Origin of the sequence: Kribbella sp. CA-245084, assembly GCF_050942355.1 — a bacterium.
Lineage (GTDB): Bacteria > Actinomycetota > Actinomycetes > Propionibacteriales > Kribbellaceae > Kribbella.
Window position 1 is genome coordinate 3,909,647 of the sequence record NZ_CP192053.1, and the last position, 26,655, is coordinate 3,936,301.

The 26,655-nt window shown below is 68.4% G+C and carries 28 protein-coding genes; 16 read left to right on the top strand and 12 right to left on the bottom strand.

The window, feature by feature from the left end; genetic code table 11:
• Positions 1-2: 2 nt before the first annotated feature.
• Genes ACQPYH_RS18760 through ACQPYH_RS18785 form a run of 6 tightly spaced genes read right to left on the bottom strand, consistent with a single transcriptional unit; the run spans position 3 to position 6,405 of the window.
• Positions 3-1,052: a cyanophycinase gene (locus ACQPYH_RS18760; protein ID WP_432892956.1), complete on the bottom strand. Its 1,050-nt coding sequence runs from the start codon at positions 1,050-1,052 to the stop codon at positions 3-5.
• Between the two features lie 43 nt (positions 1,053-1,095).
• Positions 1,096-2,064 (bottom strand): zinc-binding dehydrogenase, encoded by a 969-nt coding sequence (locus ACQPYH_RS18765; RefSeq protein WP_432892958.1) that lies wholly within the window; start codon positions 2,062-2,064, stop codon positions 1,096-1,098.
• Between the two features lie 18 nt (positions 2,065-2,082).
• Positions 2,083-3,441 carry a glycoside hydrolase family 16 protein gene (locus tag ACQPYH_RS18770; protein WP_432892960.1) on the bottom strand — a complete coding sequence of 453 codons (1,359 nt, stop codon included), beginning with the start codon at positions 3,439-3,441 and terminating at the stop codon, positions 2,083-2,085.
• Positions 3,442-3,483: 42 nt separating this feature from the next.
• Positions 3,484-4,356, bottom strand: coding sequence for a GNAT family N-acetyltransferase (locus tag ACQPYH_RS18775; RefSeq protein WP_432892962.1), 873 nt, complete (start codon positions 4,354-4,356; stop codon positions 3,484-3,486).
• A 37-nt stretch (positions 4,357-4,393) separates the two neighbouring features.
• Positions 4,394-5,617, bottom strand: coding sequence for a phosphoserine phosphatase SerB (gene serB / locus ACQPYH_RS18780; protein ID WP_432892964.1), 1,224 nt, complete (start codon positions 5,615-5,617; stop codon positions 4,394-4,396).
• A 53-nt stretch (positions 5,618-5,670) separates the two neighbouring features.
• Positions 5,671-6,405, bottom strand: a complete 735-nt coding sequence (locus ACQPYH_RS18785; RefSeq protein WP_432892966.1) for a hypothetical protein — start codon at positions 6,403-6,405, stop codon at positions 5,671-5,673.
• A 61-nt stretch (positions 6,406-6,466) separates the two neighbouring features.
• Here ACQPYH_RS18785 and ACQPYH_RS18790 point away from each other — a divergent pair, with 61 nt between their 5' ends.
• The 4 genes from ACQPYH_RS18790 (at position 6,467) to ACQPYH_RS18805 (ending at position 10,033) form a co-directional block, all read left to right on the top strand.
• Entirely contained in the window at positions 6,467-7,249 is a 783-nt protein-coding gene (locus ACQPYH_RS18790; protein ID WP_371401860.1) for an ABC transporter ATP-binding protein, read from the top strand.
• A gap of 72 nt (positions 7,250-7,321) precedes the next feature.
• A complete protein-coding gene (locus ACQPYH_RS18795) occupies positions 7,322-7,849 on the top strand; it encodes an NfeD family protein (RefSeq protein ID WP_432892968.1) in 528 nt (175 codons plus the stop codon).
• A 159-nt stretch (positions 7,850-8,008) separates the two neighbouring features.
• Positions 8,009-9,157, top strand: a complete 1,149-nt coding sequence (locus tag ACQPYH_RS18800; RefSeq protein ID WP_432892970.1) for an SPFH domain-containing protein — start codon at positions 8,009-8,011, stop codon at positions 9,155-9,157.
• 129 nt (positions 9,158-9,286) lie between these two features.
• Positions 9,287-10,033, top strand: coding sequence for a sulfite exporter TauE/SafE family protein (locus ACQPYH_RS18805; protein ID WP_137254870.1), 747 nt, complete (start codon positions 9,287-9,289; stop codon positions 10,031-10,033).
• Here the strand turns inward: ACQPYH_RS18805 and ACQPYH_RS18810 are convergent.
• Positions 10,017-10,667 (bottom strand): TetR/AcrR family transcriptional regulator, encoded by a 651-nt coding sequence (locus ACQPYH_RS18810; RefSeq protein ID WP_432892973.1) that lies wholly within the window; start codon positions 10,665-10,667, stop codon positions 10,017-10,019. The genes ACQPYH_RS18805 and ACQPYH_RS18810 overlap by 17 nt on opposite strands.
• Positions 10,668-10,729: 62 nt before the next feature.
• Between ACQPYH_RS18810 and ACQPYH_RS18815 the strand changes: the two genes are divergently transcribed.
• Positions 10,730-11,683 carry a quinone oxidoreductase family protein gene (locus ACQPYH_RS18815; RefSeq protein ID WP_432892975.1) on the top strand — a complete coding sequence of 318 codons (954 nt, stop codon included), beginning with the start codon at positions 10,730-10,732 and terminating at the stop codon, positions 11,681-11,683.
• 12 nt (positions 11,684-11,695) lie between these two features.
• Positions 11,696-12,127, top strand: a complete 432-nt coding sequence (locus ACQPYH_RS18820; RefSeq protein ID WP_432892977.1) for an organic hydroperoxide resistance protein — start codon at positions 11,696-11,698, stop codon at positions 12,125-12,127.
• A gap of 13 nt (positions 12,128-12,140) precedes the next feature.
• Here ACQPYH_RS18820 and ACQPYH_RS18825 read toward each other — a convergent pair whose 3' ends face one another.
• The 5 genes from ACQPYH_RS18825 to ACQPYH_RS18845 all read right to left on the bottom strand — a co-directional run bounded on the left by ACQPYH_RS18825 (position 12,141) and on the right by ACQPYH_RS18845 (position 16,639).
• The gene (locus ACQPYH_RS18825) at positions 12,141-12,965 is read right to left on the bottom strand and encodes a helix-turn-helix domain-containing protein (protein WP_432894429.1); all 825 of its coding nucleotides are present in this window, start codon (positions 12,963-12,965) and stop codon (positions 12,141-12,143) included.
• A gap of 99 nt (positions 12,966-13,064) precedes the next feature.
• The gene (locus ACQPYH_RS18830; RefSeq protein ID WP_432892979.1) at positions 13,065-14,174 is read right to left on the bottom strand and encodes a flavin-containing monooxygenase; all 1,110 of its coding nucleotides are present in this window, start codon (positions 14,172-14,174) and stop codon (positions 13,065-13,067) included.
• A 77-nt stretch (positions 14,175-14,251) separates the two neighbouring features.
• Positions 14,252-15,802: a LuxR C-terminal-related transcriptional regulator gene (locus tag ACQPYH_RS18835; protein WP_432892981.1), complete on the bottom strand. Its 1,551-nt coding sequence runs from the start codon at positions 15,800-15,802 to the stop codon at positions 14,252-14,254.
• Positions 15,803-15,806: 4 nt separating this feature from the next.
• Positions 15,807-16,337, bottom strand: a complete 531-nt coding sequence (locus ACQPYH_RS18840) for a YbaK/EbsC family protein (protein WP_432892983.1) — start codon at positions 16,335-16,337, stop codon at positions 15,807-15,809.
• Positions 16,334-16,639: a GNAT family N-acetyltransferase gene (locus ACQPYH_RS18845; protein WP_432892985.1), complete on the bottom strand. Its 306-nt coding sequence runs from the start codon at positions 16,637-16,639 to the stop codon at positions 16,334-16,336. Before ACQPYH_RS18845 ends, ACQPYH_RS18840 begins: the two co-directional genes overlap by 4 nt.
• 99 nt (positions 16,640-16,738) lie before the next feature.
• Between ACQPYH_RS18845 and ACQPYH_RS18850 the strand changes: the two genes are divergently transcribed.
• The 10 genes from ACQPYH_RS18850 to ACQPYH_RS18895 all read left to right on the top strand — a co-directional run bounded on the left by ACQPYH_RS18850 (position 16,739) and on the right by ACQPYH_RS18895 (position 26,606).
• The gene (locus ACQPYH_RS18850) at positions 16,739-18,259 is read left to right on the top strand and encodes an MFS transporter (RefSeq protein ID WP_432892987.1); all 1,521 of its coding nucleotides are present in this window, start codon (positions 16,739-16,741) and stop codon (positions 18,257-18,259) included.
• Positions 18,260-18,268: 9 nt separating this feature from the next.
• Positions 18,269-19,738: a cobyric acid synthase gene (locus ACQPYH_RS18855; protein WP_432892989.1), complete on the top strand. Its 1,470-nt coding sequence runs from the start codon at positions 18,269-18,271 to the stop codon at positions 19,736-19,738.
• Entirely contained in the window at positions 19,735-20,286 is a 552-nt protein-coding gene (locus ACQPYH_RS18860; RefSeq protein ID WP_432892991.1) for a DinB family protein, read from the top strand. The genes ACQPYH_RS18855 and ACQPYH_RS18860 overlap by 4 nt, the downstream gene beginning before the upstream one ends.
• The gene (locus tag ACQPYH_RS18865; RefSeq protein WP_432892993.1) at positions 20,279-21,169 is read left to right on the top strand and encodes an RNA polymerase sigma-70 factor; all 891 of its coding nucleotides are present in this window, start codon (positions 20,279-20,281) and stop codon (positions 21,167-21,169) included. The genes ACQPYH_RS18860 and ACQPYH_RS18865 overlap by 8 nt, the downstream gene beginning before the upstream one ends.
• A 16-nt stretch (positions 21,170-21,185) precedes the next feature.
• Positions 21,186-21,911, top strand: coding sequence for an SDR family oxidoreductase (locus tag ACQPYH_RS18870; protein WP_432892995.1), 726 nt, complete (start codon positions 21,186-21,188; stop codon positions 21,909-21,911).
• Complete coding sequence (locus ACQPYH_RS18875) at positions 21,908-22,297, top strand: hypothetical protein (protein WP_432892997.1); 390 nt, start codon at positions 21,908-21,910, stop codon at positions 22,295-22,297. Before ACQPYH_RS18870 ends, ACQPYH_RS18875 begins: the two co-directional genes overlap by 4 nt.
• Positions 22,298-22,331: 34 nt before the next feature.
• Positions 22,332-23,441: a CaiB/BaiF CoA transferase family protein gene (locus ACQPYH_RS18880; RefSeq protein ID WP_432892999.1), complete on the top strand. Its 1,110-nt coding sequence runs from the start codon at positions 22,332-22,334 to the stop codon at positions 23,439-23,441.
• Positions 23,442-23,485: 44 nt separating this feature from the next.
• Entirely contained in the window at positions 23,486-24,628 is a 1,143-nt protein-coding gene (locus ACQPYH_RS18885) for an acyl-CoA dehydrogenase family protein (RefSeq protein ID WP_432893001.1), read from the top strand.
• Between the two features lie 728 nt (positions 24,629-25,356).
• Entirely contained in the window at positions 25,357-25,632 is a 276-nt protein-coding gene (locus tag ACQPYH_RS18890) for a hypothetical protein (RefSeq protein WP_432893003.1), read from the top strand.
• A 248-nt stretch (positions 25,633-25,880) separates the two neighbouring features.
• Entirely contained in the window at positions 25,881-26,606 is a 726-nt protein-coding gene (locus tag ACQPYH_RS18895; protein WP_432893005.1) for a class I SAM-dependent methyltransferase, read from the top strand.
• Positions 26,607-26,655 lie beyond the last annotated feature (49 nt).

Here is a 26,655-nt window from a genome sequence, read left to right on the forward strand (position 1 = left end):
CATCACACTTCTGGTTGCGTGCGGTCGGGGAGTTCGGAGTCGGCGCCGGCCGTGATCGGCTCGGTCGCCTCCGGTCTGGACTCCCCGGCGGCCGCTGATTTCTTCGACGTGCGGCGGCCCGCCCGTTTCTTGCGGTCCGCGTAGTACTTCGGTGAGACCCCTTCGGCCGCGATCTCCTTCGCGAGCTTGCGAAGGTCCGCCTCGGCCGCCTGCATCTCGGCGAGCTCGGTCGCCGGCGGCTGCTTGCCGAACGACAGCAGCACGCGGTTCTGCAGGTCGAACGTCGCGGTGGCCGGCAGCACATGCAGTACGACGCCGGACGCGAGCAGCGGCTCGGACCGGCCGGCGTAATGCCCGTTGGACGTGATCCGGCTGCCGTCGAAGATCGTCACCGCGCCGCGGCCGACGACCTCCAGATGCGAGCCGCGGAACACGGCAGCGGTGTCCTCGTCGACGCCGATCCCGAGCAGGCCGGGAGACTGGGCGACGAGCGAGAGCAGCCGGCCGTATCGGTTGCGCTGGGCGAAGTGCTGGTCGACGATCGCGCCCTGGACCAGGCCGAGACCGCCGGACAGCTGGCTCATCCGCTGCCGCGGGGTGGCGCCGGAGCGCCCGAACGCGATCATGTGCTCGGCCAGGATGCTCGCCCCGGCCGACGTACCACCGACGGCAGCACCGCGCGCGTGGGCGGCCGTGACGGCGCGACCGAACGCCGTACCGGTGACGACGCCCGCGAGCTTGAGCTGGTTGCCTCCGGTCATGAACACACCGGTCGCGTCGTTCAACGGGGAGATAAAGGCCGGGTCGTCGGCGTCCTCCCGGTTCTCCGGGCGAACGCCGACCACACTCTCGGCCCCGAGCGCCGCGAACAGGGCCCGGTACACGTCGATCACATCCGGGCCGAGCGCGGACGCCGTGGGAACCACGACGATCCGCGCCTTCGACCCTCCGGCGGCCTCGACGAACTCCTGCAACACCGTCCGCTTCTTCAGCTTGTCCTCGGCCCCACCGATAGCGAACAGGGCACCCGGCCCACCCTGCAGTTCAGACATACGCGAAGAATAGGTGCTCACCCCCGGTTACACCGCAATCCACTCACCGAGTCCGCAGTACGGCCCGCCCCTTGATCCTCCGGTCGAGGACTGCCTCGACCACGTCGACTGCGTTCCGCCAGGACTCCTCGACCTCGACGCCGACATCGAGCTTGAAAGCCGCAACCAGGTCGACCAACCGCTTCAGATCGGTATGGATGGTGTCCTGCGCGGTCACCTCGTCCAGGTCGCCGAGGAACTGGATCCGGCCACCCGTGGAGCGGTGCCGGCGACGGATGCGGAAACTCACCTGTTCGTCGCGGTCAGGCGTTGCCACCGCTACCAGCAGGCCCTCAGGCTCCAATGACTCGATGGCCCCGCCGAGAACCTCGCCGCCAACCGTGTCGATAGTCAAGTCGACCGGGTACCCGACATGGTCGTGCACGGTATGCGCACCGGGGATCCCGTCGAGCGGGCGGTGGCTACGCAGCGCTGTCTGCTCAGGTCGCACGACAGCCCTCACGTCAGCACCTCCGAGGTTCGCCAGTTGACACGCGAGCCGCCCGACCGCACCCCGTGCTCCGATGACCATCACCCGTTTGCCGACCAGAAACCCACCGAGCTCCAGCGCGCGCAGCGCCGCGAGCCCTGGCGTCGGGAGTGCTGATGCTTGCACGTCGGCAACGTTGTCTGGCGTCAGAGCGAGCCTCGTGTACGGGACGGCCACCCACTGGGCCCACGCGCCCCGCCGCACCGTGCCGAACACCCGCGCACCCGGCACGGGAGTCGCCTTGGCCGTCGGATTGATGACGGCCGGCCCGTGCTCGAGCTCGCCGGCGAAGTCCCAGCCCAGCACGGTGCCGTCGCGGAGCGCGTCGGGGTCCAAGCGATGTACGGGCTGCGCGAGGTCCAGAAGTTCGCGGCGGTTCAGGCAGATCCTTTTCACGCGGACGAGCGCCTCGTGGGAGAGCGGCACCGGGTTGGGAACCTCCGTCAGGGCGACGGAGGTTCCCTTCTTGGTGAGAGCCAGCACATTCCGACGGTACGTCGGTCAGTGGCCGAAGGTGAACCAGTTGAGGTTGACGTAGTCCGCCGGTTGGCCGCTGGTGAAGGTGATGTAGACGGTGTGGACGCCGGTGACCGACGACATGTTGGCGGGGATGGTGCGCCACGATTGCCAGCCGCCCGTGTTGCCGACCGCGAAGCTGCCGATGGGGGCGTTGGATCGGCTGTCGAGGCGTACTTCGACGAGTCCGCTGACACCGCCACCGGCGCCTGATGCGACGCGGGCCACGAACTGGGTCGCCGCGGTGCTGCCGAAGTCGATGCCGTTGTACTGGGCCCAGTCGCCGTTGCCGATCTGCATCAGGTTCTGGCCGCCGCCGGTGTCCGTGGTGGTCTCCAGGCCCATCCCGGACTGCTGCGTGTACGACTCCGCCTGCAACGTGCCGTACGCCGAAGAGCCGCCCGGCGGGGGAGTCGTCGGTGGCGGAGTGGTGCCGCCGCCCTTCGTCGACACCGCCACATAGTCGACCGTCATCGGACGATCCGGCACGGTGGATGCACGCGGTGTCGGCCCATTCAAAGCGTCAGGGAACGCGCCGCCGATCGCCAGGTTGAGCAGGACGAAGTACCCGGCGTGGGACGTCATGTTCGCCCACGTGTCAGCCGGCAACTGCCCCTGGCTGACCGAGTGGAACTGCTGCCCGTCGACGTACCAGCGCAACTGGTTCGGCGACACCGACGTGTCCCACTCGAACCGGTACGTGTGGAATGCGGACTGGCAACTCGACCCCGGGCATGCGCGGTTCGCGCCGATCCCGGTGGTCTCGTTACACGGGCCGCCCGGGCTCACGCCGCAGTGCAGCACACCCCAGACCGAGTTGATCCCGTTGACGTTCTCCATGATGTCGAACTCGCCGATCCCCGGCCAGTTCCAGTAGTTCCCGCGGTACGGCGCACCGAGCGCCCAGAACGCGGGCCAGTACCCGAGCGCCGCGTCACCGGTCACGTTCGGCATCTGGATCCGGCTCTCGATCGCCAGCACACCGCCCGACGGCGGCTTGAAATCGCTGCGCTGGCTCTCGATCCGCGCCGAGGTCCAGTTGCCGGCTCCGTCCCGGCGGGGCGTGATCCGCAGGTTCCCGGTGCCGTCGAGCGACACGTTGTCCGGACTGTTCGTGTAGTTCTGGATCTCGCCGGTACCCCAGTTCCCGGGGCCGCCCGGGTAACCGTGCCCGGTGTCGATGATCCAGTTGGAGCCGGACGGCAGACTGCCGCTCGACCCGTTGAAGTCGTCACTCCACACCGTCGTCCAGCCGTCGGTAGGCGGCGGCACACTCGCATGCGCGAGCGGTACGACGGCCAGCAGAGGCGCCAGCAGCGCAAGTACTAAGGGGCGGGTACGCATGAACCTATGGGAGCGCTCTCATCGCGCACTGTCAACAGCTCGTCACAGCTGGATTCGATACACCGTCGTACTGCGCCGGACCCGCATGCCGAGCCGTTCGTACATCGCCAGCGCGCCGGTGCCGGAATGCGTCCACAGGATGCAGGTACTGCGACCGCGGGCCAGGAACTCCGCGCACGTGCGATCGAGCATGGCCCGGGCGACGCCCTTCCGCCGCTGGTCGTCCCGGACGGCGAGCTGCTCGACGTACCCCTCGTCGCCGTCGAGGGCGATCACCGCTCCGACCACCTCGTCACCGGCGTACGCGAGCGTCGACACGTCCGGGAGGAACGTCGACCGCCCGACCGTCAGCTCGCTCCACTCGTCGAAGCCCTTCCGCCGTGGCTGGAACGCCGCGAACGCCGCCTCGATCAGCTCGTACACCTCGTGCGCGCGGGATGCGTCATAGCCGGACAGCCGGATGCCTTCCGGGACGGCCAAAGGTTGCGCTTTGATTGGTCGCTCCAACAACCAGTTCGTCGCCAGTACGTTGCAGCCGCGGGACTTCAGCAGCTCCGTCCCGGCGAGGTCGGCGTCGTCGACGATCTGCGCGAACCACTCGCTGCCGCGCGCCCGCGAACCCGCCTCGGCCCAGTCGAGCAGCCGCGTCCCGATCCCGAGCCCGCGGTACGCCGGATGGACGTCGATCATCGCGTGCTTGCCGTCGTGCAACCACGCCCACGCCGCGACGTCGCCGTTCGGAGCCACGACCACCAGCGTGTCGCGTTCCAGAACGATCAACGGCCGGCCCAGATTCGCGGCCACCTGGTCCGGAATCACTTCGGCCTGCCCGTGCCACTCGCGCTCGTTCGCGGCGATCAGTCGGTAGATGGCGTCCGCATCGTCAAGCGTCGCCGGCCGATAGGTGAGGTCCATGGCCCGATCCTGCCGCATCCCGGCCGCCGGGCTGGGGTCAGGCTGGGGTCTCGGCGTCGGCTACTTCTACTTCTTCGCGGGTGATGCCGAGCAGGTAGAGGATCGTGTCGAGGTAGGGGACGCTGAGATGGGTGTCGGCGGCTGCGCGGACCACAGGCTTGGCGTTGAAGGCGACGCCGAGGCCGGCCGCGGCGAGCATGTCGAGGTCGTTCGCGCCGTCGCCGATGGCCACGGTCTGGGTGAGCGGCGTCCCGGAGCGTACGGCGAACTCGCGCAGCGCGGTCGCCTTGCCGGCCCGATCCACGACCTCGCCCACGACCCGGCCGGTGAGCACGCCGTCGACGATCTCGAGCTCGTTCGCCTTCGCGTAGTCGATACCCAGCTCGGCCGCGAGCTGGTCGGTGATCTGGCTGAACCCGCCACTGACGATCGCGAACTGGTAGCCGAGCCGCTTTAACGTGCGGACCAAGGTGCGGGCGCCGGGCGCGAGCTCGATCGCGGCGTACACCTCGTCGAGCGCGGTCGCCGACAGGCCTTCGAGTGCCGCGACGCGATGCCGCAGCGATTCTTCGAAGTCCAGCTCGCCGCGCATCGCCTTCTCGGTAACGGCGGCGACCTCGTCCAGCCGGCCCGCGTGCTCGGCGAGCATCTCGATGACTTCGCCCTGGATCAGCGTCGAATCGACGTCCATCACGATCAGCCGCTTGGCCCGCCGGTACAGCCCGCCGTCCTGGACCGCGACGTCGAGCCCTTGCCGGACGCCCTCGAGCGCGAGGACCGTCCGCAGCGTCTCCGGATCAGCACCCGAGACCGCGATCTCCATCGCGGTGACCGGATACCTCGCCATTCGGCTGATCCGGTCGATGTTCGCGCCGGTATCGGCGATCCGGCCCGCGATCGCGGCCAGCCCGGCGGCGGACAACGGCCGCCCGATCACGGTCACCTGGCTGCGGCCCTTGCGCCGCGGCTCGTTGTCGCCGACACCCTTCTTCACTGAGATGTCGACGTCGAGCATGGCGGCGAGCGCCTTCAGCTCGTCCTTCAGGTCCTTGTGGTCACGCGGTGCGGACAGCAGTACGCCGAGCACCAGGCGTCCCCGCAGTACGACCTGCTCGGCGTCGATGACCTCGAGCCCGCGCGTCGCGAGCGTGGAGAGAACGGACGAGGTCAGGCCCGGCCGGTCGGTCCCCGTCAACGTCACCAGCAGCGTCGGTCGCTCGGCCGCCGCAGTCTCGAGTTCAACCTCAGTGGGATCAGTCATCGCACCCCGAACGCTACCTACTTGAGATGACCGTCCTATGACCGGTCCAGATCTCAAGCATGAACGGGCGGCGCGCAGGCCGCGACCAGTGCCCGGCGGGCCGCGGCGGCGAGCTCGAGAAGCGCCCGCCGCCGAGCGTCGGCCTCGGCGCCCGTGACGGCCGAACCGTCGTCCTCGAGCGCGGCGTCCGCGATCGCCAGGCAGCGGCGCGCGGTCGCGGCGGTCTTCACCGCGCGCGGTTCGTAGCCGGGGGCAAGATCGTCGCCGCGACCGCGGCCGATCTTCCGGATGTCGATCAGCGCGTCCGCGACCTCCGGCTTCCAGCGCGCGACGTCGAGTGCGGCCAGCGATTCGGCCGCGTCGATCAGCGCGAGCCGCAGACCGCGGTCCGCCTCGCCGAAGTCAGCCGGCGTCGGGCTCGCCGCCGCCAGCACGGACCATTGCACGGCCGGTCCGACGTACGACGGAACCAGCCCGAGCTCCGGCCCCGTGAGTACGACGGCCTCGCCGGTCTCCAGCGCAGCCTCGTTGAACGACGGCGGTCCGGCCAGACCGATCGGATCACCCGGGACAGGCAGCGCGAGGTGCGCCTGCGTCGTACCGGCGGCACGCAGCAGGTTCAGCGCGACGGGCAAGGTGGCGGGTTCGGGATGCCCGGCCAATCCGGAGACGTGGTGACCGACGTCGTCACCGAGGATCTTCGATGCGGCGGTATCGGGGTCGCAGGCGCCGGTCAGCATCGCGTTCGTCCACACGGTGAACCGTACCGAGGCGGAGGTCGTCAGCACGCCCGCAAGTCTCTCACCACCCGACCACACGCCGGCGACGGCGACCCCTTAGGTTTTGTGCATGACTGCAGTGGTGGAGCTGGCCGGGGTGACGATCGTCCGTGGTGGCGCACGGCTGCTGGACGGCATCGACTGGACGATCGACGAGGCCGACCGCTGGGTGGTGATCGGGCCGAACGGCGCCGGCAAGACCACCTTGCTGCAGATCCTGGCCGCGCAGATTCACCCGACGACGGGAGTCGCCGGGCTGCTCGGTGAAGTGCTCGGCGCCGTCGACGTGTTCGAGCTGCGGCCGCGGATCGGACTCACCAGTGCCGCATTGGCCGACCGGTTGCCCAAGAGCGAGCGGGTCTCCGACGTGGTCGTCTCCGCGTCGTACGCCGTGCTCGGCCGCTGGATCGAGCAGTACGACGACCTGGATCACCAACGCGCCAACGCACTGCTGGCCGAGCTCGGGATCGCGCACCTGGCGGACCGCACCTTCGGGACGCTGTCCGAGGGGGAGCGGAAGCGGGTGCAGATCGCCCGCGCGCTGATGACCGACCCCGAACTGATGCTGATGGACGAGCCCGCGGCGGGCCTCGACCTTACGGGTCGCGAACAGCTCGTCCGCTCGCTCAGCTCGATCGCGACCGCCGTCGGCGCTCCCGCGATGGTCCTCGTCACCCACCACGTCGAGGAGATCCCGCCCGGCTTCACTCACGCCCTCCTCCTGAAGCAGGGCCGCGTCGTGGCCGCCGGCCCGATGGACGAAGCGCTGACCGCCGAGACCCTCAGCGACACCTTCGACCTCGCCCTCACCCTCAAGCAGGAAGACGGCCGCTACACCGCCCGCGCCCTCTGACCCAGGATCCTGTGGGGCCTCTGGCGCGTCCAAACATCTGCTTGCGGGCCCCAACGTGGATAGGCTTGGGAAATGATGGATTGGCTGCGGGACAACATGTGGGCGGCATGGCTGACGATCGCCGCCGTCCTCGGCCTTGCTGAGCTGGCCTCGCTCGACTTCACGCTGCTGATGCTGGCCGCGGGCGCGCTGACCGCCGCGGGGGTGGCGGCGTTCTTCCCGGGACTGCTCTGGCTGCAGATCGTCGTCGGCCTGATCACGGCGGCCGCGATGCTCGGGGCGATCCGCCCGATGATCGTCCGCAAGATCCATCACGGCACCGAGCTGAAGACCGGCTCGGCGCACATCATCGGCCGGACCGGGACTGTGGTGAAGGAGATCCACCCCGACGGCGGCGGCTCGATCCGGCTCGGCGGCGAGCTCTGGACGGCCCGCCCGTACGACGAGATCTCGACGATCGCGCCGGGGACCCGGGTCGAGGTGATGCACATCGACGGCGCGACCGCGGTCGTGTATCCGGTCGGCGAACCGTTGCACCACCAGCTGGACCTGCCCGAACCGACCCAGGATCCGAAGCCGTCGGACCCGCCCCAGAGCTGATCGGTTGAGTGGGCCCCTCCGCGCAGTAGTGTCGAAGGTGCAGGGCGGTTGAAGTAGCTGCTCGATCAGGCATCCGACGCGCCGGGAACCGGTACGGCGCCTGCCCCGTCGATACGGAAGACTGTCCGTCCTGAGGGTCCGTTCGAGTGGAGGGTCAAAGTGACCGCGTTCCTCATAGTCCTGGCACTGGTCGCCTTAGTGGTGATCGTGACCTTGGTCAAGTCCGTCCGGGTGGTGCAGCAGCAGACCGTCGGGATCGTCGAGCGGTTCGGCAAGTTCAAGACCGGTCTGCAGCCCGGCCTGAACCTGTTGACGCCGTTCGTCGACAAGGTCCGCTACACCATCGATATGCGCGAGCAGGTGGTCGCGTTCCCGCCGCAGGGTGTCATCACCGAGGACAACCTGATGGTGTCGATCGACTCCGTCATCTACTTCCAGGTGAACGACCCGGTCCGGGCGACGTACGAGATCTCGAACTACATCCAGGCCATCGAGCAGCTGACCATGACCACGCTGCGAAACATCATCGGCGGCATGGACCTGGAGCAGACGCTGACGTCGCGTGAAGAGATCAACGAGAAGCTGCGGTACGTCCTCGACGAGGCGACCGGCAAGTGGGGCATCCGGGTCAACCGGGTCGAGCTCCGCTCGATCGACCCGCCGGCCTCGATCCAGGACTCGATGGAGAAGCAGATGCGCGCCGACCGTGACAAGCGCGCCGCGATCCTCACAGCCGAAGGTATGCGGCAGTCGGCGGTGCTGTCCGCCGAGGGGCAGAAGCAGTCCGCGATCCTGACCGCCGAAGGTGACAAGCAGTCCCGGATCCTGCGGGCGCAGGCCGAGCGGGAGGCACGGATCCTGAAGGCGCAGGGTGAGGCGCAGGCCATCACCACGGTCTTCAACGCGATCCACGCCGGCAAGCCCGATCAGGGTCTGCTCGCGTACCAGTACCTGCAGATGCTGCCGTCGATCGCTCAGGGCGACGCGAACAAGCTCTGGATCGTGCCGAGCGAGATCGGCGACGCGCTCAAGGGTCTCGGCAGTGCGGTCGGCCAGGCGGCCGGCATCACGCAGAAGGCCGAGGGCGACTGGCACGCGCCGGAGCTCTCCAACGGCGAGGTTGCGGAGCTCGACACGGGCGCGGCCGCACCCGCGGCGGTTGTCGAGGCCGACAACGCGGTCCGCGAGGCCATCGCGGCCGCCGAGTCCGCGGCGGTCGGCAACCGTGGCCAGGTGCCGACCACGCCGGCGGTCGCTCCGCCCGCTCCGTCGCAGGAGCCTCCGGCCGCCGAGCCGCCGCAGCGCTGACGTCGCACCGACAAAGCCCTTCCCGACTCGCTCGGGAAGGGCTTTGTGTTTGTATCGATCGAAACTTGCCTGTTCAACGGACGGACCGGTGAGCGGGGAGAGCAGTCAGGTGCGTAAAGTCTGTCATCGATGACTTGGTACGAGGCGGTGTTCGTCCTGCTGGCCGGGATGGGCGCGGGAACGATCAACGCGGTGGTGGGGTCGGGCACATTGCTCACCTTCCCCGCGTTGCTTGCCGTTGGCATCCCGCCGGTGCTCGCGAACGTCAGCAATACCGTCGGTCTGGCACCCGGTACCGCGGCCGGCGCGATCGGCTACCGGCGCGAGCTCGAAGGCCAGCGCGGTCGCATGCTGCGGTTGATCCCGGCATCGTTGGCCGGCGGCATCGTCGGGGGAGTGCTGCTGCTGACGCTGCCTGACTCGGCGTTCCACGCCGTCGTACCGGTGCTGATCCTGCTCGGCTGTCTGCTGGTCGCGTTCCAGCCGTGGCTGTCGAAATGGATCAGCGCTCCGTCACACCTGCATCGCGGCGCCTGGTGGGTGATCCCGGCCGTCTTCGCTACTGGTGTGTACGGCGGGTACTTCGGCGCCGCGCAAGGCGTGCTGCTGATGGCGATCCTCGGGCTCGGCCTGGATTCGAACCTGCAGCGGATGAACGGCCTCAAGAACGTCCTGGCCACGGTCGTGAACACTGCTTCCGCGATTCTGTTCATCCTCGTGCACGACATCGACTGGCTCGCCGCCGGCCTGATCGCGGTCGGCTCGACGATCGGCGGTTTCCTCGGCGCCCGCTACGGCCGCAAACTCCCGCCGATCGCACTCCGCGCGCTCATCGTCTGCATCGGGATCCTCGCCATCGTCACGATGGTGTTCTGAGCTGCAGACCGGCCAGCAGTAGATCCAGCCCGTAGTCGAACTGTTCGTCGCCGCCCGTCGTGCGGGCCAGCTCCGGCGCCAGCTCGACGACCGACGGGAAGTCGCGCGCCGACAGCGACTCCATGGTGGCTCGCAGCCGCCGCCATGCCTCGGGATCGCGGCGCTCGGCCGCCATCTGGATCTCCCACGACGTCGATCCGAGCACATACGTGAACAACGTCGTGTGCGTCCGGGCCGCCGTCTCCGCGTCGAACCCGGCCGCCCGCAGTACGCCGAGGAGCCCCTCCGCGACGCGCGCCGTCTCGTGCCCGCTCAACGGCCGCCCGGCAAGTAGTTGCGCAAGGCAAGGATGTTGGAGCATCAGCAGCCGCAACGACCGGCAGACCGCGCGCACCTGGTCCGGCCATGCTGCATCACCGGGGACGGCGGGCAACAGGCCCATCAGGTGATCGCGGACCGCGTCGTACAGCTCGTCCTTGTTACGGAAATAGGTGTAGAGCGCCATCGGACCGACACCGAGCTCGGCGGCCACGCCGCGCAGACTGAAAGCGTCCGAGCCGCGGGACTCCATCAGCTCGAGCGCGGTCCGCACGATCAGTTCGGAGCTGAGCGTGTTCCGCGGTGTCCTGGGCATGTGACGCACCTCCCTTCGATCTCCATAACGTACAGTGTATAGTACAGTGTATAGTACGGTGTATGCGAGCCATTCAGATCACCGAGTTCGGTGGACCCGAGGTCCTGAAGATCAGCGATGTCGCGGAGCCGGTCGCCGGCGACGGACAGGTCGTGATCACGGTCGACCGCGCGGGTATCAACTACGCCGACACGCACCAGGTCGAGAACAGTTATCTCTCCAAGGCGGAGCTCCCGATGATCCCGGGCGGCGAGGTGGTCGGCCGTACTGCGGACGGCCGTCGCGTGGTGGCGCTCACCGGTTCCGGCGGGTACGCCGAGAAGGCGCTGATCCACCCGATGCGGGCCTGGGACGTGCCCGAAGTTATCACCGACGGTCAGGCGCTCGCGCTCATCGTGCAGGGCACCACCGCGGCGTACATGCTGAAGCTCTCGACACACCTGCAGGCCGGTGAATCGGTCCTGGTCCACGCGGGCGCCGGCGGCGTCGGCCACCTGTCCATCCAGCTCGCGAAGCTGTGGGGCGCCGGCCGCGTCATCGCGACCGCGTCGTCGGAGGAGAAGCGGCAGCAGACCCTCGAGCTCGGCGCCGACGTCGCCATCGACGGTACGCCGGAAGGCCTGAAGGACCGCATCATCGAGGCGAACGGCGGCAAGCCGGTCGACATCGTGCTCGAGATGGTCGGCGGGCAGACGTTCGACGAGTCGTTCGCCGCGCTGGCGCCGTTCGGGCGCCTGGTGACCTTCGGAGCAGCGGGCCGCGAGGCCGCCAAGCCGATCGAGGCCACCCGGCTGATGAAGGGTTCGAAGACGATCGCCGGCTTCTGGCTGGTGGACTGCTTCCGCGACCCGCAGCGCTTCAGCGCCGAGTTGACCGAGCTGTTCGAGTTGACCGCCAGCGGCAAGCTCCGCCCGATCGTCGGCGCGGAGTACGCGCTGTCCGACGCCGCCACCGCTCACGAAGACATGCGTGCCCGCAAGACCGTGGGCAAGCTTCTGCTGGATCCCACTCGCTAGGAGAAATCAGATATGACGATCGCTGTTGAGAAGGTTCTGTACACCGCCCGTGCCACCGCGGACGGCGGCCGCGACGGCAAGGTCTCGACCGACGACGGCAAGCTCGCCGTCACGGTCGCGCCGCCGGTCGAGATGGGTGGCAACGGCAACGGCACGAACCCGGAGCAGCTGTTCGCAGCCGGGTATGCCGCCTGCTTCCACAGCGCGCTGAAGCTGGTCGCGCGCAAGGCCCGCCAGGACTCCGACGGCTCGACCGTCACCGCCGAGGTGGGCATCGGCCCGATCAACGGCGGCGCCGGCTACGGCCTGCAGGTCGAGCTCGTGGTCAGCCTGCCGGGTGTCGAGCGCGCGGTCGCCGAGGAGCTCGTCGCCAAGGCGCACGAGGTCTGCCCGTACTCCAACGCCACCCGCGGCAACATCAAGGTCGACCTCCAGGTCGCCTGAGGCTAGAACTGGCTTAGATGCGGGCGAGGGCCTCTTTCAGGAGGCCCTCGGTCGCGGACACCGGGGCCGCCGAGATGGTCAGGCCCTCCATGATCGCGACGTACTCGTCCACCTCGTCGAGCTTGTCCAGGTACAGCGCGCTGGCCGCGTGCTCGATGTAGACGATGTCGGGCAGATCGCCTTCCGGGAACCGCAGCAGGCTGAACGCGCCGCCTGCACCGGCGTACCCGACGCTGCTGAACGGCATCACCTGCAGCGTGATGTTCGGCTGCTGCGACCACATGATCAGGTGCTCGATCTGCGCCCGCAGTACCTTCTGGCCACCGACCGGCCGGTGCAGCACCGACTCGTCGATGACAACCCAGAGGCGGGCCGGGTTCGCGCGGGTGAGGATCTGCTGCCGGGTTACCCGGAGCTCGACCCGCTGGTCGACCTCCTGGTGCGGCAGGAAATTCGACTTGCCGAGCTGGACCATGGCCCGCGCGTACTCCTCGGTCTGCAGCAGGCCGGGGACGAACATCACTTCGTATGTCCGGATCAGTGCCGCCGCGACCTCGAGGCCGACATAGTTGGTGAACCAGCTCGGCATCACATCGCTGTACCGCGACCACCAGCCGGGGTTGTTCGCGGCCCGGGCCAGCTCCATCAGCCGGAACCGCTCGTCCTCGTCGGCCATCCCGTACAGCTCGAGCAGGTCGCTGACATCGCGTTCCTTGAACCCGACCCGGCCGAGCTCCATCCGGCTGACCTTGGACTCCGAGGCCCGGATCTGCCAGCCCGCGTCGGCGCGACTGATCCCGGCGGCTTCACGCATCCGCCGCAGCTGACCACCCAGCATGATGCGCAGAGCGGTCGGGCCGCCTTCGCCACCGCTCACCGACACCTGATCACTCACCCTGACCCACGCCCAGCCACGCACCCATTTCAGCCCGTGATGCTACCGCCTGTCCACGGGTATCGTCCGATCGGCGCTCCGCCGACTGAGATCAGCGGCGTGTTGCGCGAGATGCTTGACGAGGAAGCGAGCGTCGCGGTCCACACCTTGGATGCTGGCGGACGCGATCGCGTACTGGAAATCGAGCCCGAGGAAGTACAGGCCACCGACGTCGGACGCCACGCCGCGCTCGTGCCGCGGCCGGCCGTCGTCGCCGAAGATGGGCAGGTCGATCCAGCTGTGGTCCGGATCGGAACCGGTGCACCAGACCACATTCGTGACGTCGTCGAGTACGTCGCCGTCGACCGTCACCGGCTTACCGCTGCGAACGCCGTCGATCCGGCTCAGCCGTTTGATGCCGGCAGCATCCAGATGATCGAGCTTGTTGCGGGTCAGTGGCAGACCGTTCTTCAGCGCGTTCGCGATCGCCTTGCGTCCCATCGGCGTACGCCGGGTGAGGACATACTTGAAGAGGAACATCACCACGGGCGTGAACACGTGACCAACGGTCGAGTCGATGTCGACCGGCACCTGTCCGGGGTGTCGTCCGGCGAGCAGCGTGCGATGCGTCTTGACCGCGTCCAGTGCGACGTCGGTGCCAGAGTTGGCCGCACCAACGATCAGCACGGTGCCGTCCGCCAGCTGTCCAGGGTTGCGGTATTCCAGAGAATGCAGCTGCCGGATCGACGGATCGAGCTCACCGGCGAAGGACGGCCACCGCGGCGTGCTGTGCATCCCGGCCGCCACGACGACCTGGTCGGCTCGCCAGTCGCCGGCGTTCGTCGCCACCACGAACCCGTCGCCGTCCCGCGACAACCGCGTTACGCGTACGCCGGTCCGCACTGGCAGATCTTGAGAGACGGCGTACTGCTCGAGGTAGTCGGCCATCTCGTCCCGGTTCGGGCAATCCTTCGTGCCGATGCGCATGCCCGGAAGACTGGCGTATCGCGGCAGGCTGAACAGCCGCAACGAGTCGTACCGCTCGCGCCAGCAGTCACCCACGCGCTCGTTCCCGTCGAGGATGACGAAGTCCTCGCCCCGCCGGCGCAGGTAATACGCCATCGCAAGCCCCGCCTGCCCCGCCCCGACCACCACAACCCCGACCCTGTCCATAGTTCAAGGTAGGTCCCGGCTGCCCGGCAGCACATCCACCAGTCACGCCAACTCACGCGTCATGTGACTGGTCATTTCTACCCAGTCAACCCATGTTGGTAGGCGTAGGCGGTTGCTGCGGCTCGGCTGGAGACATCGAGCTTCCCGAAGATGTTGCTGACGTGCCGAGCAACCGTTCGTTCGCTCAGGAACAGCCGATCCGCCATCATCCGATTCGTCGCGCCTGTCGCGAGCAACCGCAGGACTTCCAGTTCCCGCGGACTCAGCCCGTTGCCATCTGACTGATCGGCCATCGTCAGGTCGCCGTCGGCGCCGAGGCGCTCGAAGACGGCTCGGGCGCCGTCCAGCTCCATCTGCTCCGCGTCGGTGTCTCCGAGCTGCCGGCAGGCGTCCGCGACCAGCCGCCGCGTGCGGGCGCCTTCGTACGGCATCTCCAGCCGCTGCCACAGCGTCCATGCCCGCCGCAACGGCGGGATCGCGCCCTGCGGATCTCCGCACGCGATCCGCACCGCGCCCTCGGAGTACGCAGCCAACGCCTGCAGGTACGGCGATTCCGCCGGGGCGAACTCGTTCAACTCGGCCGCCGCCTTGCGTGCGGTCTCGCGATCGGCGCATTCGATCGCCAGCTCGACCCGGGCCGCGAGCAGCATCGGGCGATTCGGCGAGAACGGGTTCTCGGCCAGCGCACGCTCGAGCCCCGCGATCGCCACGTCGAACCGGCCCTGCGCGGCTCGCAGCCGGGCCAGACCTGGCTGCACGTCCATCCCGTCGCCGGCAGCCAGCTGGTACGCGTGCTCGGCAGCGTCGAAGTTGCCGCGTTGGCGCTCCACCTCCGCCAGGCGGTACCACGCCGATCCGACCGTTCCCGCCGACAGCCGGCGGCAGGCGTCCTCGGCCGCATCGGCCGCCTCGGCCCAGGCACCGCGGAACTGGAGGATCTGGGCCCGGTGCACCAGGCAGGCGCCACGGTAGGGGACCAGGCCGGGCTGCGAGTCACACCAGCCGGTGAGAGCGCGCGTCCACTCCTGGGCGCGGCGGATGTCGTACATGTTGAGGCACAGGGCGATCACCGCGCAGTACGCCATCCCGGTGACCTCGGGGCCGATCCGGCCGCCGGTGACGTGCACCATCGCCTCGTCGAGGGCGAGGAGTGCCTCGGCTCCGCGACCCAGCATGGAGAGGCAGTTCCCGCGACCGAGCGCGGCCAGCACCATCGCGTCCGGCTCGGTCGCCCACCGCTGGCTCTGCTCGAACAAAGGCAACGCAGCGGCCGCATCACCGGAGTTCATCTTCAGCGCGGCCTCGCCCATCGCGAGCCGCCCGGCCAGCTCGACGTTTCCCTCCGGCACCAGGCGGGTGATCCGGGCCTGCCAGCCGGCCGCGCGGGAGAGATCACCGCGCTGCTGCAGGTGGAACCCGAGCCAGAACCCGCTCCGGATCGCCGCATCGGTATCGCCGTGGGCGAGATGTGCCTCGACCGCCCGCTCGCGGTACGCCGCCACCTCGTCGTCGTGACCGAGGACGAACGCGGCGACCGCGAGCCGCTCGAGCTCCGCCGGCGGCAGGGGGGCGCGCTGGTCCGCCGCCGTCAGTTCGGCGTACTCCGCGGGCCAGTCGGGCTGCTCCATCGTTCTAGTGCTGCGCCAGGTCCAGCACAGTTGCTGTCGGCAACTTCGCCAGCTCGGCGCCGTCGAGCAGCAGCTTCGACCCGCGGATCCCGCTGCCGATCACCACCAGCCCGGCGTTCACGACCGCCTCGTCGACCAGCACCGGCCAGTCCGCGGGCAATCCCACCGGCGTGATCCCGCCGTACTCCATGCTGGTCGTGCTGACCGCGTCGTGCTGCGCGGCGAACGAGATCTTCCGCACGCCGAGGTGCTTGCGGATCACACCGTTCACGTCGGCGCGGTCGGTCGCCAGCACGAGCACCGCGGCGTACGACTCCTCGCCGGCCCGCTTGCCGAGCACGATCACGCAGTTCGCCGACGCCTCCATCGGTACGTCGTACTCCGCGCAGAACGCCGCGGTGTCGGCCAGCTCCGCGTCGATCGCCGCCGCGTACGCCGTGACGTCCCGCAGCGCCTCGCGAACCGGCGCAGCGAGCAGCTCAGGCACCTCGGCCGCGGGCTGCCAGTCGAGCTTGCCCATCACCGGGGCGGTCACTGGTGAGCCTCCGGCAGCTTGGTGAGGTCGGCATACTCCGGGTGCTCCTGAAGGAACTCCTGGTAGAACGGGCAGGCCGGCTTGACCCTGAGCCCGAGGGCCCGCGCGTCGTCGAGGGACTTCGTCGCGATCCGCCCGGCCACGCCGAGGCCGCGGAACTCGGGCAGCGTCTCGGCGTGCAGGAAGGCGATCACGCCCGGGTGCAGCTTGTAGTCGACGAAGCCCATCAGGGTGCCGTCCGCGTCGTGTGCCTCGTACCGACTGTGGTCCTTGGCGTCCACGATGTTGATCTCTTTCTCCATGCCCGCAACTCTAGCCACCGTGACCGACCGTTTGGGTCCGGTCACTCCTGGGGTACCGGCGCAGGTGGTGTTCGAACCACGGGCCCGGGAGGAGCAGGGATGAGCGAGCACGCATTGGAGCAGGGAAAAGCGATACCGAGTCTCGTACCGGCCAGGATGGATCGGCTGCCCTGGACCCGGTTCCACTGGATGATCGTCGTCGGTCTGGGCGTCTCCTGGATCCTCGACGGCCTCGAGATCCAGCTGGTGTCGCTGGTCGGGAACGTGCTGAAGGAGCCGGAGACCCTGCACCTGACCACGTCGCAGGTGGGCCTGATGGCCTCGGTCTATCTGGGCGGTGAGGTGGTCGGAGCCCTGGTCTTCGGCCGGTTGACCGACCGGCTCGGCCGGCGCAGCCTGTTCATCGTCACGCTGCTCGTCTACCTGCTCGCGTCCGGTCTCGCCGGGCTGTCCTGGGACCTCACCTCGCTGCTGATCTTCCGGTTCATCGCCGGTATGGGGATCGGCGGTGAGTACGCCGCGATCAACTCCGCGATCGACGAGCTGATCCCGTCGCGGTTCCGCGGCCGCGTCGACATCGGCGTCAACGGCACCTACTGGGCCGGTGCGCTGATCGGCTCCGCGGTCGGGCTGGTGTTCCTGAACACGGACATCGTGCCGATCGAGTGGGGCTGGCGGCTGTGCTTCCTGATCGGCCCGGTGATGGGGCTGATCATCATCTACCTGCGCCGGCACATCCCGGAGAGCCCGCGCTGGCTGATGACGCACGGACGGGTCGAGGAGGCCGAGCGCACCGTCGACGACATCGAGGAGACGGTACGGCGGCAGGGCGGCGAGCTGCGCGAGGTCAGCGACGACGAGGCGATCGAGCTGGTCGACTATCCGCCGGTGACGTACCGCGAGATCGCCCGCGTGATGCTGCGCGACTACCGCAGCCGCTCGTTCCTCGGGTTCTCGATGATGGTCACCCAGGCGTTCCTCTACAACGCGATCTTCTTCACCTACGCGCTGGTGCTGAAGTCGTACTTCGGTCTGAGCGACTCGAGCGTCGCGCTGTACTTCTTCCCGTTCGCGATCGGCAACCTGGCCGGTCCGCTACTGCTCGGCCGGCTGTTCGACACGATCGGCCGGCGGAAGATGATCCTCGGTACCTACACGCTGTCCGCGATCGTGCTGTTCTTCACCGCGCTGCTGTTCAACGCGGGCGCCTTGAACGCGGCATCGCTGACCGGGCTGTGGTGCGTGGTGTTCTTCTTCGCGTCGGCCGGCGCGTCGTCGGCGTACCTGACCGTGAGCGAGATCTTCCCGATCGAGCTGCGCGGGCAGGCGATCTCGTTCTTCTTCGCGATCTCGCAGCTGACCGGTGGTGTGATCGCGCCGTACCTGTTCGCGTCCCTGATCGGCTCGGGCGACAACCCGGCTCGCGGGCCGCTGACGGTCGGTTACATCGTCGGCGCGGCCGTGATGCTGGCCGGCGGGATCATCGCCTGGGTGTTCGGCGTGGACGCGGAAGGCAAGTCGCTGGAGAACATCGCCAAACCGCTGTCGGCGACCGGCGGCGCGACCCGGTTCCAGGGGGCGAGGCCGCGGGTGCCACGGACGGAACGCCCCGAACCCTAAGATGACGGCGTGGGTTCGCTGCTGATCGCCGGTACGACGTCGGATGCCGGGAAGACGACCGTGGTCACCGGCATCTGCCGTTGGCTGGCCCGGCAGGGCGTGCGGGTCGCGCCGTACAAGGCGCAGAACATGTCGAACAACTCGATGGTCTGCGCCGACGGCACCGAGATCGGCCGGGCGCAGTGGATCCAGGCCGTTGCCGCAGGCGCCGAGCCCGAGGCGGCGATGAACCCGGTGCTGCTCAAGCCGGGCAGCGATCGGCGCAGCCACGTCGTGCTGATGGGGCAGCCCTGGGGCGAGTTGAGCGCGCGGGGCTTCCTGACCGAGCGGGCCGAGCTCGCCAAGGCGGCGTTCGCGGCGTACGACGATCTCGCGTCGAGGTACGACGTGGTGATCAGCGAGGGTGCGGGCAGTCCGACCGAGATCAACCTGCGGCAGTCCGACTACGTGAACATGGGGCTCGCGCAGCACACGAAGGCGCCGGTCGTCGTGGTCGGTGACATCGACCGCGGGGGAGTGTTCGCGTCGATGTTCGGCACGGTGGCGTTGCTCGACGCGGCCGATCAGGCCCTGATCAGCGGGTTCCTGGTGAACAAGTTCCGCGGCGACGTCTCGCTCCTGCAGCCCGGCATCGACATGCTCGCCTCGGTCACCGGCCGCCCGACGTACGGCGTGCTGCCGTGGCTGCCCGAGCTGTGGCTGGACTCCGAGGACGCCCTCGACATCCCGGTACGACGCACCTCGCCGGGCGACCTGCTGACAATCGCGGTCGTGCGCTTCCCGCGCATCAGCAACTTCACCGACCTGGACGCACTCGCGGTCGAGCCGACCAACAGCGTCTTCTTCACCACCAGCCCCGCGGAGATCCGCGACGCCGATCTGGTCGTCCTGCCCGGTTCCCGCGCCACGGTCGCCGACCTGGCCTGGCTCCGCTCGCTCGGCCTCGCGGACGCGATCGTTGCCCGGGCCGCGGCCGGCCGACCGATGCTCGGCATCTGCGGTGGGTACCAAATGCTCGGCACAACTATCGCAGACCCCGACGGCGTCGAGTCGGGCGTTGCCGGGTCGGACGGCGCGGGAACAGACGGCCTCGGTCTGTTGCCGGTAGCAACCACCTTCGGTCGCACGAAGACGCTCGCGCGACCGACGCGGACGGCATACGAGATCCATCACGGGGTCGCGACGGTGACCGGCGACGCCGGGGAGTTCCCGGGTGGGTGCCGGGCGGGTAACACCTGGGGAACCATCTGGCACGGTCTGCTCGACGACGACGCCGCGCGGCACGCCTTCCTCACCGAGGTGGCGAGCCTGACCGGCAAGCCCGCGCCCGACGGCTCGGTCTCGTTCGCCGGCCTGCGCGCCGAGCGGCTCGACCGCCTCGCCGACATGATCGAGGAGTACGCCGACACCGCCGCGCTCATGCGGCTGATCGAGAACGGCGCCCCGCCCGCCCCCTTCGTCCCACCAGGAGCCCCTTGAAGACCGAACTGCAGGACTACCTCCAGGGCACCCGCGCGTTGATGCTGGCCAAGCTCGAAGGGCTGAGCGAGTACGACCGGCGTCGTCCGATGGTCCCGTCCGGCACCAACCTGCTCGGACTGGTGAAGCACCTGGCCGGCATCGAGTACGTCTACCTCGGGACGAGCGTGGGCCGCCCGCCGGCGGAGCAGCTGCCCTGGGAAGCGGACGGTTCGGTCTGGGACGGCGCCGACATGTGGGCCAGGCCGACCGAGTCGACGGAGTACCTGACCGGTCTCTACCGCGAGGCCTGCGCGCACAGCGACCGCTCGATCGCCGACCTCGATCTGGACCACCCGGCCGAGGTGCCGCACTGGCCCGAGGGCAACCGCAGTACGACGTTCGGCGCGCTGCTCGTGCGCGTGGTCGACGAGACCGCGCACCACGCCGGCCATGCGGACATCATTCGCGAACTGATCGACGGCCAGGGCGGCAAGGATGCCGACCTGCTCGACGCGGACTACTACACGACCATCCAGCGAGCCGCGGAGACCTTCCGGGATGGATGATTTCGAGCGTCTGCGCGGGCGGCTGTTCGGGATCGCGTACCGGATGACCGGGACGGCGACCGACGCCGAGGAGATCCTGCAGGACGCTTGGCTGCGCTGGGAGGCCACCGACCGTACGTCGGTCCGCGACCCGGACGCGTATCTCGCGAAGACCGTCACCAACCTGTCGATCAAGCAGCTCACGTCCGCGCGAGCCCGACGCGAGCTGTACGTCGGGGAGTGGTTGCCTGAGCCGGTCCTGACAGGGCGGGCCGAGTTCGACACGCTCGCGGTGGTTGCCGAGCGGGACTCGGTGTCGTTCGCGCTGCTTCTGTTGCTGGAACGGCTGAGTCCGGCCGAGCGTGCGGCGTACGTCCTGCACGAGGCGTTCGGGTACAGCCATCGCGAGGTGGCGGAGCTGATCGGGACTACCGACGCCAACGCGAGGCAACTGTTGTCTCGCGCCCGCAAGCGGGTCGTCGCCGACGCGCCACGCCGGCAGCCGGTCGACCGCGGCGGTTGGCGCGAGTTCGTCGACCGCTTCCTGGCGGCGGCGCAGTCGGGCGAGATCGAGCAGCTCGAGCGCCTGCTGGCCGAGGATGTCGTGTCCACCGCGGACGGCGGCGGCAAGGTGATCGCGGCGCGGAACCCGGTCGTCGGCCGGACGCAGGTGGCGCGGTACCTGATCGGGACGCTGCAGAAGTTCGGCGCCGGATTCGTCCTGCGCTTCGCGGAGGCGAACGGCGAGCCGGCACTGGTCGCCGAAGGCCCCGACGGGCTGATGGCGGTCTGCTTCGTCGAGGTCGGGCCGCACGGCGTCGGCGAGCTCCGCTTCGTGCTGAATCCGGACAAGCTCGCCTTCGCCGCGTCACAAATCGGAAGGCTGCCGGATCTGAGCTGGTGACACGAAGGGACACCACATGAGTTCGATCCTCGTCACCGGCGGCACCGGCACGCTCGGCCGGCCCACCGTGACCCGGCTCCGCGCCGCCGATCACCAGGTCCGCGTGCTCAGCCGCAAGCCCGGACCTGATCGCGTCGTCGCCGATCTCACCTCGGGTGAGGGCCTCAGTGCGGCGGTCAGGGGAGCGGACGTCATCGTGCATCTGGCCACCAGCCAGGGCCGACGCGACATCCAGCAGGCCCGCAACCTGCTCGCAGCCGCGCCCGGCGCGAAGCATCTCGTGGTGATGTCGATCGCCGGGATCGACCGCATCCCCATGCCTTACTACCGCCACAAGCTGGAGGCCGAGCGGCTGGTTGCAGTGTCCGGCCTGCCGTACACGATCCTGCGCGCGACCCAGTTCCACAACTTGATCGACCGAGTCCTGAGCGCCCAGCGATTCCTCCCCGCGGTGCTCGCACCGACAATCTCGTTGCAGCCGATCGCCGTCGAGGATGTCGCCGTACGCCTCACCGAATTGGTTGCCGAATCACCGGTCAACGGACGTGCCCCTGATATCGGCGGCCCGGAACGGCTGCCTGTGGCCGAGTTGGCGCGGGTGTGGAAGGAGGCTCGCGGAGTACATCGTCCGGTGGTGCCGCTGCGGCTGGCGGGCAAAGCGTTCCGTGCGTTCGCGGACGGCGATGCGATGGTCGACGGGCTGGCGTACGGTCACCTCACCTTTGCGGAGTACCTCCGATGAAGACCTACGTGCGTACTGTCCTGTGGATCCTCGCCGTCATGGAGCTTGTGCTGGGGCTCTGGCTGACGATCGGTCCGAAGACGTTCTACGACCATGTGCCGACGGTGAACTGGACGCCGCCGTACAGCGATCATCTGTTCCACGACTTCGGCGGCGCGAGTCTGGGACTCGGCATCGTGCTGGCCGCGGCCGCGATCCGGCTCGATCGTTTCTGGACCGTCATCGCGCTGGTCGCGTACCTCGCGTACGCCGGGCCGCACCTGGTCTTCCACCTCGGCCACCTGGAGGGCGACGAGCGGACACTGTCGATCGGGCTGGCGGTGATTCTTGCGCTGATGGTCGCGCTCCCACTCACCGCGCTGGCCGGGACTCGCAAGTTGACTTGACGACTGTGACAGTAGGACTGTCACAATAGCGCCCATGGGTCCACTCGAGGGCGTGAAGGTGGTCGAGCTGGCCGGGATCGGGCCGGCGCCGTTCGCGTGCATGATGCTGGCCGAGCTCGGCGCCGACGTACTGCGCATCGATCGCCCCGGCGGCAGCGTGTCGCTCGGCCCGCCCGAGCTCGACCTGCTGAACCGCGGCCGCCGGAGTGCCGCCCTCGACCTGAAGCAGCCCGCCGCGGTCGACGTCGTACGGCGGCTGGTCGCGCAAGCCGACGTACTGATCGAAGGGTTCCGGCCCGGTGTTGCCGAGCGGCTCGGGCTCGGGCCGGAGGAGTGTCACGCGATCAACCCGCGGCTGGTGTACGGGCGGATGACCGGCTGGGGGCAGGACGGTCCGCTCGCCCAGACGGCCGGGCACGACATCGACTACCTCGGGTTGTCTGGCGCCCTGCACCTGATCGGGCGAGCCGGCGGGCCGCCGCAGGTGCCCGCTAACCTGCTCGGCGACTTCGCGGGCGGATCGCTCTACTTGGTGATCGGCGTACTCGCGGCGCTGCACAGTGGTAAGGGCCAGGTCGTCGATGCGGCGATCGTCGACGGGTCGGCGCATTTGACCACGATGCTGCTCGGTGCGCTCGCGGCCGGGTCGTGGCGGCAGGATCGGGGGACGAACCTGCTCGACACAGGTGCGCCGTTCTACGACGTCTACGAGACAGCCGACGGGAAGCACATGTCGGTCGGTGCTCTCGAGCCGCAGTTCTACGCGGAGCTGATCGACAAGCTCGGCCTCGACGCGCCCGATCGCAACGACCCGTCGCAGTGGCCTGAGCTGCGCAAGGTTTTTGCCGAGTCCTTCCGGCAACGGACCCAGGCGGAATGGATGGCAGTGTTCGACGGCTCCGATGCCTGCGTCGCGCCCGTCCTGCCGCTCGCCGCCGACCATCCGCATCTCGTTGCCCGAGGCACCTTTGTGGACCACCACGGCGTACGGCAGCCGGCGCCCGCACCACGCTTCGACCGTACGCCGACCAGCCTGGGCCGACCGCCCGCGCGGCCGGGGGAGCACACCCGCGAGGCCCTGACCGACTGGGGCATCACCGACATCGACGACCTGCTGGAATCCGGCGCCGCCGTACAGAACTGAGCCGCCGTACAGAACCGCCGTGCAGAACTGAGAGGAAACCGCCCGTGGAACGTCAGCTCTTCGACGCCGATCACGATGCCTTCCGGGAGAGCGTTCGCGCCTTCTGCGAGAAGGAGATCGTCCCGCACCACGACAGTTGGGAGGACGCCGGGATCGTGCCGCGCGAGCTGTGGACCGCAGCCGGGGAGGCGGGCCTGCTCGGCTTCATGATGCCGGAGGAGTACGGCGGCGGTGGCGCGCGGGACTTCCGGTTCAACACCGTGCTGATCGAGGAGCTGACGCGGGTCCGCGCGAGCGGGGTCGGCTTCACGATCCACACCGACATCAACTCGGCGTACCTGCTCGACTATGCGACGCCTTCCCAGAAGGAGCGCTGGCTGCCTTCGTTCTGCGCGGGGGAGACGATCAGCGCGATCGCGATGACCGAGCCTGGCGCGGGCAGTGATCTGCAGGGGATCCAGACGACTGCGCGGCGCGACGGCGATCACTATGTGCTGAATGGGCAGAAGACGTTCATCTCGAACGGGATTCTCGCCGACCTGGTGATCGTGGTTGCGAAGACCGATCCGGCGGCCGGTGCGCAGGGGATCTCGCTGATCGTGGTTGAGCGCGGGATGCCTGGGTTCGAGCGCGGGCGGAACCTGGACAAGATCGGCCTCAAGGCGCAGGACACCGCAGAGCTGTTCTTCGACGACGTACGGGTGCCGGTGGAGAACCTGCTCGGCGAGGAGGGCAAGGGCTTCATCTACCTGATGGAGAAGCTGCCGCAGGAGCGTCTGACTATTGCCGTGGTCGCGGCCGCGGCGTGCGAGAACATGCTCGACGACACGCTGCGCTACGTGAAGGACCGCAAGGCCTTCGGTCGCCCGATCGGCTCGTTCCAGAACAGCCGCTTCGTCCTCGCGGAGCTCGCCACCGAAACCCAGATAGCCCGCGTCTTCGTCGACCGCTGCATCCAGGAGCTCAACGCCGGCACGCTCACAGTCGCCGAGGCGGCCATGGCGAAATGGTGGACCACCGAACTCCAGAAAAAGGTCGTAGACCGCTGCCTCCAACTCCACGGCGGCTACGGCTTCATGACCGAATACCCCATCGCCAAGGCCTACCTAGACACCCGCATCCAAACCATCTACGGCGGCACCACCGAAATAATGAAAGAAATAATAGGCCGAACAATGGGCGTCTAACAAACAAGGAGAAGCAAAGGAAGGAAAGCGGGTTATTCAGAAGTCTTGGGTGAGCCTGCAAGGAAGAGATCAAAGAGAAAGAGCAGAGGAAAGAAGAGATACTGAGTGGCGGCCGACCTCGGTGATCGACCGCGAGTTTGACAGCGCCCGCTTGGCGTGTCAAAGCAGACATCGACCCACCGCGACCGAGGACGGTCGGCTGGTTCGCCGAGTCGTGGAGAAGGGCCCGGGCCGGTACGCCGAGTCGTGGACAGCGGCTGCAAAATATCGCCAGAACCCACGATTCGACGAACCCGACACCGGATCCGGTTGGTGTCTGGGCAGGCTCGGCGCCGGCGTGGGCCGGCGCTTTGTGGACAGAAGTTTGCTCACAGCGGCAACTATGTTCCGGTGAGCGGGGCCTGCTTCAACCACGAGCACGACTTGGCGGCGCAACGCGGACTGACCCAGGACTTCTGAATAGTGGGTTGGGTGCGTGGCTGGCCCGGGCATGCCGGTGGCGGTCGGCTGGTCGGATCAACTGGGCAGTGCCTGGCAGGCCGTGTTGCTAAGGGTTCGGCATGGGCATGCGCCGGACCTCCTCGAGTGCTTGGCGTTCCCAGGACGGGCAACGGCGGTGCATCCGTGTACTGTCAGGGCGCGCGCTGGTGGTTGTGCTGTTCGAGCTGAAGGACTGAGCTGTGCCCGATCGACCTGAGATTGTTTGTATCTGTGGTTCTGCTCGGTTTATGGAAGAGATGCTTGCGGCGAATCGCGAGCTGACGTTCGCGGGTGTCATCGTCGTTGCACCAGGCGTCTTCGGCCGGCCCGGGGATCGCGAGGCGGGCGAGAAGATCACCGACGAGCAGAAGACCGCGCTGGGGGCACTCCACCTGCGGAAGATCGACCTGGCTGACCGAGTTCTGGTTGTCAATCCCGGCGGGTATATCGGCGAGTCCACGAGCCGGGAGATCGCGTACGCTCACGCCACCGGCAAGCCAGTCTCATTTACCGATCCCGTCTGACCGCTCAACGCTGAAGCGGGACACAGGGCGTGCTGTCGATCCTGGCGTGGACCGGTGCTGCAGCGAGACCATCCGATCCCGCATCCTGCCCAACTGTGGCGTGGGGGTGGCTGGCGGGCGGCTCGGCTGACTGAACGGCATTGGGCCTGGCCCGTATCGGGTGTAGTTGTGCCAGGCCCTTAGGCTTTGCGGTTGTGGCGGACAGTTTTGATCCTGTGGCTTATAACCGGGCTGCTTGGGATCGTGAGGTGGAGAGTAGTAACGAGTGGACTCGGCCGGCTGGGGCGGAGGTGATTGCTCGGGCGCGGGCGGGGGACTGGTCCGTCGTGCTGATTGGGTACGAGGCGGTGCCGCGGGGCTGGTTTCCGGCTGAGTTGGTTGGCGCCGAGGTGTTGTGCCTGGCTTCGGGGGGTGGGCAACAGGGGCCGGTGCTCTCGGCGGCGGGTGCGGCCGTGACGGTGCTGGACAACTCGCCGCGGCAGCTGGACCGCGACCGGGAGGTCGCGACCCGCGAGGGACTGGACATCCGTACGGTGCTCGGCGACATGCGCGACCTGAGTGTGTTCCCCGATGGCAGCTTCGATGTCGTCTTCAACCCGGTGTCCAACGTGTTCTGCCCCGATCTTGCACCGGTCTGGCGGGAGTCGTTCCGGGTGCTGCGCCCGGGCGGGATCTTGATGGCCGGGTTCCTCAACCCTGACGTTTTCATTTTCGACGCCGCGGCGATGGACGAGCGGGATGAGCTCGTGGTGCGCCACAAGCTCCCGTTCAGCAGCCTTGATCTGTCCGACGACGAGCGGCAGCGCTCGTACGGGACCGGGCCCATCGAATACAGCCACACACTCACCGGGCAGATCGGCGGCCAGCTCGCGGCAGGCTTCACCCTGACCCACTTCGACGAAGCCCCGCACCACGCCGATGCCACCGCCCGGTACATGCCTGGGTACTTCGCCACCCGGGCCGTCAAGCCGTAGGGATCTGAGGTCCCGCCGCACTGCGCTGCAGGAAGCGCAGTGCGGCGGG